The organism is Brevundimonas sp. (assembly GCF_050729455.1).
Taxonomy (GTDB): domain Bacteria; phylum Pseudomonadota; class Alphaproteobacteria; order Caulobacterales; family Caulobacteraceae; genus Brevundimonas.
This window is the reverse complement of record NZ_JBOHLI010000001.1, coordinates 143,757-152,278: the sequence shown is the minus strand read 5'-3', so window position 1 is coordinate 152,278 and position 8,522 is coordinate 143,757. Positions and strand designations below refer to the sequence as shown.

Here is an 8,522-nt window from a genome sequence, read left to right as displayed (position 1 = left end):
GGCGGGGGCGGCGGCGGGGGCGGCGGCGGCGGCGGAGGCGGCGGAGGAGGCGGCGGAGGCGGAGGCGGAGGCGGCGGCGACAGCAGTTGCGAACGCAGATACCAGTTGTTCTCTGAACCGGCCGACACGCCGCCTCGATAGAGCAGGTATTCAAACATACCGGCGGCGACGATGCCGTCGAGCGCGAAGGCGTCCGTCGACGTGATCGCCCCTCCCTGGGCCAGGACCACTGGAATGCCGTCGGCCACGGTGAGATCGCCCAAGCCGTTCAGATTGGTGACGCGTATCCAGGTCCGGCCGTCGCCGACCGCTCCCGTCCCGCGAATCTCCAGTCGATCAGACGGCGCATTGTCCGATTCCAGAACTGTATGGAGCCCCAGGAAACCATTGAAACCATGATAGCTTCCATTCACGACAAACCGATCCGTCGCCGCGACGGCAGCGTTGGTCAGGTCGATCAGACCGCCGTTGGAGACAGTGACCAGTCGCCCTGCGGCGAACGGCGACACAGTGTGCGTGCCGCCGCCGGCGAAGACGGTGCTGCCAGGCGCGATGTACAGGGCCCCGGTTCCTGAACCCGAATCCCCCAGCGTCAGGGTGCTGAAGTTTGAGAAGGTCATTTCGGACCCTGACGCCAGTCCGATCAGCTCCCAGTTCACATAGCGGGCGACATCGTCGCCGCGGGTTCCGGTCCACCACAGGACGTCGTCGCCCAGGCCGCCGTCAATGCGCAGCCCGGTCTTCAGCTCGGTCGCGTCCAGGCCTTCGAACAGGGCGATGTCGTTCTCCGTCCCCATGTCCAGGCCGCCGATCGATCCCCCGCGCCAGACGAACAGGTCGCGTCCGGCCTGTGTCTGAATGGTGGAGCTGACCAGCCCGCCTTCAACCACGCCCAGGTCGTCGCCGGCGCCCAGCAGAACCTGTCCGTTGATGACGCCGCCAAAGACGTAGAGCTGATCCTTCCCGTCGCCGAGATCGATCGTGCCCTGGATCGTGCCCCCTGAACCGTCCGCACGATTCAGAACCACGTCATCGCCGGCGCCGAGGCGCACCGCGTTGTTGATCACGCCGTAGTTGTCGAGAAAGTCCTTGGCCGATCCGTTGCTGACCAGATCGCCGCTGATCACGCCCCCGATCTGATTGACGATGAAGCTGGATCCGTTGCCGGTCAGGACCAGGCCGTTGTTCAGCGTGCCGCCGTTCAGGACAGTGTTCTGACCGTCGCCGGTGATGGTGAAAACGCCGCTGACCTGGGCGCCGGCGCGATTGACGACGACGTTGGACCGGCGGCCGGTCAGGACCAGGCCGTTGTTGAAGACGCCGGCGTTGTCGATCCTGTTCTCGGCGCCGGTGATATCGACCAGACCGCTGATGCTCTTGCCGCGGAAAATGGTCAGGTCGTTGCGGCCGTCGCCCGTGATCGTCACGCCCCCGTTCATCATTCCATTCTGCTCGACGACGATCCAGCCGTCGCCCGACCCGACGAACCCGCCGTTCAGCGTCCCCCCGTTACGCAGCACCATGTAGGAATCCGGCGTGCCGTTGAAACGCACGGCCACGCCGCTGTTGCCCTGAATAGCGCCTTGGTTGTCCAGGATGCTGACGCCCGGGCCAGACAGCTCCACCCCGGCGGCGGCGCCCTGCACCGTCGCTCCGGTGTTCACCAGGACCGAGACCTGGTCCCCGGGAACGCCGGTGAATCCGTCCGGATCAAAGCCCGTGCAAATGACGCGGCCGTTCGGACCGGGATTGTCGGGCGCGCATTGGGCGCTCGCCGGATCGCTGGCGAAGGCCAGGGCCCCCAGGGCCACCGCGCCCAGCAGCAGAGACCGCTGCCCGAACGACCTGCCGACAAGATTGACCGATGCTTCCGTTCCGCCCGCCATCAACATGGACGCCACCCCTTTACCGCACTGTTTCCGACCAACGCGACCGCCCGTCGCCAGTTCCGCGAATTTCATCATGTTAACCACCATGGATTGCAGCCCGCCGCAGAACCGTCACGCTGCCAGCCTGACGGCCTTCTCGATTTCATCGGTTTCGGCGCCCGGCCCGGCTTGATGCCCAAATGGGCCGGGCGGTCCTCTGCTCGGTGATCGAACCGACCAGAGGACCGGCAGTCGTCGCCTCAACCCGCCTTGAAACGCGCGTGGTATTTCTCGATCAGGGCGCGGGCGGCCTTGCCGATCTTGGCGTAGTCGGCCTCGTTCAGGTTGGCGAGGGACACGCGGCCCGCCGGGGTCTGGGCGCCGAAGCCGCCGCCAGGCAGCAGGACCACGCCGGATTCCTTGGCCAGTTCAAACAGCAGCGAACGCGGCTCGACGGTCTTGAGCAGCCAGTCGACGAAGGGCTTGCCGAACGCCTTTTCGCTGAGGTCGGCCAGGTCGAGCAGCGTGTAGTAGCCGACGTCGTCCGGGTTCGGATCAGGCGCCACGCCGATCTCGCGATAGAGGGCGTGCTCGCGGGCGCGGATCAGCCGCTTCATCGCGGCCTTGTAGGCCTGCGGCGTGTCCATCAGCGAGAACAGCGAGAACAGGACCATCTGGACCTGCTGCGGCGTCGACAGGCCGGCGGTGTGGTTCAGGGCGACGGTGCGGCTGTCGGCCACCAGACGGTCGATGAATTTCAGCTCGCGCGGCGCCGTGGTGATCGAGGCGTAGCGCTCGTCCAGTTCCTTCTTCGTCGCCTCGGGCAGGGCGGCGATCAGCCGGTCCAGCACATTGTCCTTGTGCGTGGCGATGGTCCCCAGCCGCCAGCCGGTGGCCCCGAAGTATTTCGAGAAGGAATAGACCAGGATCGTGTTCTGCGGCGCCACGGCGAACAGGGAGACGAAGTTGTCGGCGAAGGTGCCGTAGACGTCGTCGGTCAGCAGGATCAGATCGGGCCGCTCCTTCACGATGGCGGCGATCCGCTCCAGCGTCTCGTCGTTGATCCGCACCGACGGCGGGTTGCTGGGATTGACCAGGAAGAAGGCCTTGACCGACGGGTCCTTCAGCTTGTCGATCTCGGAGGCCGGATATTGCCAGCCCAGGTCGGGATCGGCCTCGATATGCACCTGTTTCAGCCGATAGTCGTTCAGCTCGGGGATTTCGATGTAGGGGGTGAAGATCGGCATGCCGATGGCGATGCTGTCGCCCGGCGACAGAATCCGGTTCTCGCGCATGGTGTTGAAGATATAGGTCATCGCCGCCGTCCCGCCCTCGGTGGCGAAGATGTCGAACTCGCCGACGAACGGGTGGCTCCCGACCATTTCCTGGCGCAGATAGTGGCCGACGATAGGCTCCGACAGCTTCAGCATCCGGTCCGGCACCGGATAGTTGCAGCCCAGAATCCCCTCGCACATCTCATAGAGGAAGGCCGCGGCGTCGAGCCCCAGTTGGTCGCGGACGTAGGAGACGGCGCCGGCCAGGAAATCCATCCCCTCGGCCCCGGCGTGTTCGCGCGCATAGATTTCGAACCGGTCCTCGATCCCGGCCAGGCGGGGGAAACCGCCCAGTCCCTCGGGCATATAGGCGAAGGAGCGTTCCGCCTCGCGCATGGCGAACAGGCCCAGCCGCCAGAAGCCGTATCGCGGCGTGGTGGCCAGGAAGTTGGGATTGCCGCGCCCGGCGTTGAGCATCAGCCGGCTCTCGACGCTGGAGGCCAGCTTGATCAGTTCGTCCTTCAGCTCGAACGGGCTCAGTTGGGACAGCTTATCCATTTGAGTATGCATCGAACGTCTCCGGTTGTGACTAGACGAGACCGACGACCAGCGGCCCCAGCAGGGTCAGCAGGACGTTGGCCAGGGCGTAGGTGATGGCGAAGGGCACGGTGGGAACGGCGCTCTCGGACTTGTCGAGCACCGCGCCGAAGGCGGGATTGGCGCTGCGCGAGCCCGACAGGGCGCCGGCGAAAACGGCGGCGTTGCTGTAGCGCAGCACATAGCGGCCGAAGAGCATGGCCAGCAGCAGAGGCAAGAGAGTCACCACCACGCCGAGGCCGAAGATGGTGACGCCGTGTTCCTGAATGGTGGTCAGCGCCTGCTTGCCGGAGTTGAGGCCGACCACGGTGACGAAGGCGGCCAGGCCGAACTCCTGCAACAGCTGCCCGGCGGCGGGCGGCAGGGCGCCGAACATGGGCCGCTTGGCCCGCAACCAGCCGAACACCAGACCGGACAGCAGGGCCCCACCTCCGGCGCCGAGCGTCAGGGGAATGCCGCCGACATTGGCCACCAGCAGGCCGATCAGCAGACCCACGACGATGCCGAGCCCCATGTAGACGAAGTCGGTCTTGTTGTCGGTCGCCAGCGGATAGCCCGCCGCCTTGACCGCGCGCGCCGTATCGGAATCCGCGCCGTAGAAGGTCACGACATCGCCGTGCATGACGACGGTTTCGGACAGGACCGGCAGGGGCCGCCCCATGCGGGTGATGGCCTCGATATAGACGCCGTGCCGCATATCCGGGTCGATCGTCGCCTTCACCTGGGCGATGGTCATGCGGTCCATGCCCTTGCGGGTGAAGACCGCCTGGCGCGACTGCATGATCATGGGCGGACCGTCGGGATCGACCACCTCCGGGCCAATGCGCGGAGCCTCGGCGACCACCTGCTCGCGCCGGCCGATGACCACCACCACGTCGTCTGCCTGCAAGACGGGACCGGAGGCCAGATCGAGCGCCTTGCCGCCCCTGATGACCCGCTCGATGGTCATGGAGTCCTCGGCTTCATGTTCCAGTTCGGCGGGCGTGCGGCCCGCGCCCGTGGTCACGCGGAAGGCGCGGCCGACCAGGGCGGGCATGGCGGGGCTGACCCCCAGGCCTGTGGGCGGGGCGTTCCCGCGCAGCTTGGCTTCTTCTTCCTGCGCCGCCGCCTTCAGGTCCTGCTTCATGAAGCGCGGCAGGATGTTGGCGCAGACGATGATGGCCCCCAGAGACCCGAAGACGTAGGTCACGGCGTAGCCGATGGCGACGTTGGCCTGCAGCGTCTTGATCGCTTCGGGCGACAGCGGCAGCCGCGTCAGGGCGTCGCCGGCCGTGCCGATGATGGCCGACTGCGTCAGCGCCCCGCCCGCCAGACCGGCGGCCAGCCCCTTGTCGAGATCGAAGGCCTTGGCCAGGACGACGACGGTGATCAGGGACACCACCGCCACAAAGACCGCGAGGATGATCTCCTTGAGGCTGGACTTGTTCAGTGAGCTGAAGAACTGCGGCCCGCTGTTGTAGCCGACGGCGTAGATGAACAGGGCGAACATCACCGCCTTCACCCCGTCGTCGATCTCGACGCCGATCTGGCTGACGATCACCGCCATCAGCAGCGAGCCGCCCACGCCGCCCAACTGGAAGCGGCCGAACTTGATCTTGCCGATGGCGTAGCCCAGGGCCAGCGTCAGAAAGAGCGCGGCCTCCGGCGATCGGGTGAATACCTCATGCAGCCAGGACATGGCCCCTCCTCCTCGCTATGTCAGATGAAACGCCAGGCCGACGACCACAGGCCCCAGCAGGGGCAGCAGGACGTTGGAGATGGCGTAGGTGACGGTGTAGCCGACGACCGGCGTCGAATTGCCCGAGGCGCTGACCAGGGCACTGATCGCCGGGGTGCTGCACTGCTGTCCCGCGATGGCGCCCAGAAGGAAGGGCGTCTCGAGCTTCAGCAGCCTGTGACCGATGAACAGCGACAGCGACGCCGGGATCAGGGCGGCCAGCACGCCCGCCAGCGGCAGCCAGACGCCGTATTCCCGGATCAGGCGGAAGGCGTCGGGGCCCGCCGAGAAGCCGACGGCGGCGATGAAGGCCGCCAGGCCGAAGTCCTTGAGAATCTGCGCCGACGCCGCCGGAAACACGCCGAACCCCGCATGGCGCGAGGCGTACCAGCCGAACACCAGTCCCGACAGCAGACAGCCGCCGCCAGCGCCCAGCGTGACGTGAATCCCGCCCAGGTTGGCCCCCAGGGCGCCGATCAGGATGCCCGCCAGAACGCCGAGCCCCAGCATGATGAAGTCGGTCTTGTCGGCCGGCGGCGTGGCCTGCCCCAGCGCCTGACCGGCGCGCGCGACAGCGCGCTCGGCCCCGTACAGCTCCAGCACGTCGCCGCTCTGAAGGGTCGCGTCGGGCAAGACCGGCACGGCGTGGCCGAGACGCTGAATGCCGAGAATGAAGACGCCCCGACGGGTCTCCAACGGCGCCAGCCGACGCAGGTCAGCGACGGTGCGTCCCGCTGCCTGCGCCTGCTTCAGCACGTAGGATCGCCGGACCAGCGGCATATCCAGGCCGATGCGGACGACCTCCGGCCCCAGGGTCGAGGCCGCTTCGACCACCGCCGCGCGACGCCCCACCAAAAGCAGGATGTCGCCCGACTGGATTTGCTCGCTCGGGCCCGGTTCGATCGTCGCCTCACCTCGACGGAGGCGCGCGACCGTCACCGCGTGGTCGTGCCGCGCCTCGAAGTCGGCGACGGACGCGCCCGCCGCCTCGCCCGCGGCGAAGGCGCGGCCCACCAGTTCCGGCAGGGCCGCCTGGCCGCCCCCCTCGGTCTCGCCTAGCCGCCCGGCCAGATCGGCGGCGGCCGCCTTCAGATCGACCCGCAACAGGATCGGCGCCAGCTGGCTGGTGAACAGGACGATGGTGATCAGGCCAAACAGGTAGGTGATGCTGTAGGCCGTGGCGATCTGGCCCTGCAACGCCTCGATCTGGTCGGGCGCGAGCGCCAGCCGGGACACCGCTTCGGACGCCGTGCCGATGACTGCGGATTCCGTCGCCGCCCCCGCCAGCAGCCCGGCCGCCGCCCCGGCGTTGAGCGACAGCAGCACCGTCGCCGTCATGACCACGGCCAGCACCGCCACGACCTCGACCAGCGACAGCAGGCCGTAACGCCAGCCCTTGCCGACATTGGCGAAGAACTGCGGCCCGCCGGTATAGCCCAGGGCGAAGATGAACAGGGCGAAGGCCACCGCCTTCAGATCCGGGTCCAGCCGCACCCCCGTCTGACCCAGGATCAGCGCCACGATCAGGGTGCCGCAGACCCCGCCCAACTGGATCGGCCCGACCCGGATCATGCCGATCAGATGACCGAAGGCCAGCGCCAGGAACAGCGCCATCTCCGGGTGCTGGACCAGCAGGGCGCTCACCGGACGAAATCGTATTTGAGGCTGGCCTGCAGCCGGGTGACGTCGGCGTCCTGACCGTTCTGCAGCTCATGGCGCCCATACAGGGCCTCGACCCCGACCGAGAAGCTGGGGCTGACCGCCCAGATCAGGTTCAACGCCCCATAGCCGCTGGATCGGAAGGCGGTCGGCGCCAGCAGGTCGTCCCGCTCCAGCACCACCATCCCGCCGACCAGACTCGACCGCCAGCGCGGGCTCCAGTGGCGCGTATAGGCGAGGTAGCCGCCATAGGCCGACAGGGTCCGCACGTCGCCGTCCGGCTGGATCAGCCCGTCGTATCCCGTCCCGCTCAGGTCATTGAAATAGCGCCCCACGCCGTCGCCATAGGTGAAACCGGCCATGGCGAAGTCATCACCCAGCTTGAACAGGCCGGACAGGCTGAGACCATAACCGAAGGCGCTCTCATCACGGTCCCCCTCCCTGTAACCGACCAGTCGCGTCACCGCCGCCGCCTGGGCGTGGCCCCATGGACGCTCAAGCCGCAGCGCGCCGACAACGTCCGGGGCCGGCTGCGCCGCCACCCGGCCGGTCGCCAGAGTCAGGTCCGACGAGGGGTCCTCGACCGACAGGGTTGCAGTCGCCCCGCCGCCCAGTTTCCATATCTGTCGGATCGCCGCCACGCGCACCAGGGTCCCGCCCCCCGGTCCCTCGTCGTCGAGGGTGTCGGGAAAGGCGTCGGCGTCGGCGAAGGCGCTGTAACCGTAGCCCGCATAGGTGTTGCCGACCTGACCGTGCGCCTGCCGCAGGCGGAAGGCCGTGACGCCTGCTCCGCCATAAAAGTCGTTCTCCAGATAGAAGCGCAGCGGTCCCAGGGCGCTGGGGCGGCGTACTTCGAAACTGAACCGGGTGGCGTTGGCGTCCAGATTGGCGTTGCGGCCGTCGCCTCCTCCAATGGGAATGGTCGACGTGATCAGCTTGTCAGGGTTTCCGGCCGGCGCAAAATCATAGATGGCGTCGATCTTGGCGAACCCGCCCAGCCGCACCATCGTCTGGGTGCCAGGCACAGGAATGAAACCGCGCAGTTGCGGATCATTGGGGGGCGCCGCCGTATCCGCCCGCGCCACGCCGGTCAGTCCGTCGCCGAACGTGCTCCTGGTCGGCAGAGGCGATACGGCCGTCGCCGCTCGCGTCGCCGCCGGAGCTGAGGTCGGCGACGCGGCGACAGTGACCGAGACCGGCGTCGCCGCCGTCTGGCTCGCCCGCTCTACGGCGTCGAGTCGGGCCTGCAGCGCAGCGACGGCCTGACGCAGTTCAATGACTTCCAGGGCCAGAGCCTCGGCGTCCGGCGGGCTCTGGGCCAACACAGGGGTCGCCCCCGCCGCCGCGCTCGCGGCTAGCCATGCGACAACCCGTGGATACGTCATCATACCCCGCCCCGTCCGAACA

4 protein-coding genes and 1 pseudogene are annotated in these 8,522 nt (G+C 67.6%); all 5 read right to left on the bottom strand.

From position 1 onward, the window contains the following. Nucleotides 1-1,964, bottom strand: a pseudogene (locus tag ACREEF_RS00615) (hypothetical protein); the annotation flags it as partial. A gap of 164 nt (nucleotides 1,965-2,128) precedes the next feature. After that, a complete protein-coding gene (locus ACREEF_RS00610; RefSeq protein ID WP_431563669.1) occupies nucleotides 2,129-3,712 on the bottom strand; it encodes a bifunctional aspartate transaminase/aspartate 4-decarboxylase in 1,584 nt (527 codons plus the stop codon). Nucleotides 3,713-3,731: 19 nt separating this feature from the next. Further along, nucleotides 3,732-5,417, bottom strand: coding sequence for an aspartate-alanine antiporter (gene aspT, locus ACREEF_RS00605; RefSeq protein ID WP_431563668.1), 1,686 nt, complete (start codon nucleotides 5,415-5,417; stop codon nucleotides 3,732-3,734). A 15-nt stretch (nucleotides 5,418-5,432) separates the two neighbouring features. Then, nucleotides 5,433-7,100, bottom strand: a complete 1,668-nt coding sequence (gene aspT / locus ACREEF_RS00600) for an aspartate-alanine antiporter (protein ID WP_431563667.1) — start codon at nucleotides 7,098-7,100, stop codon at nucleotides 5,433-5,435. Further along, nucleotides 7,097-8,440 carry a DcaP family trimeric outer membrane transporter gene (locus ACREEF_RS00595; protein ID WP_431563666.1) on the bottom strand — a complete coding sequence of 448 codons (1,344 nt, stop codon included), beginning with the start codon at nucleotides 8,438-8,440 and terminating at the stop codon, nucleotides 7,097-7,099. The genes aspT (ACREEF_RS00600) and ACREEF_RS00595 overlap by 4 nt, the downstream gene beginning before the upstream one ends. Between the last annotated feature and the right edge of the window lie 82 nt (nucleotides 8,441-8,522).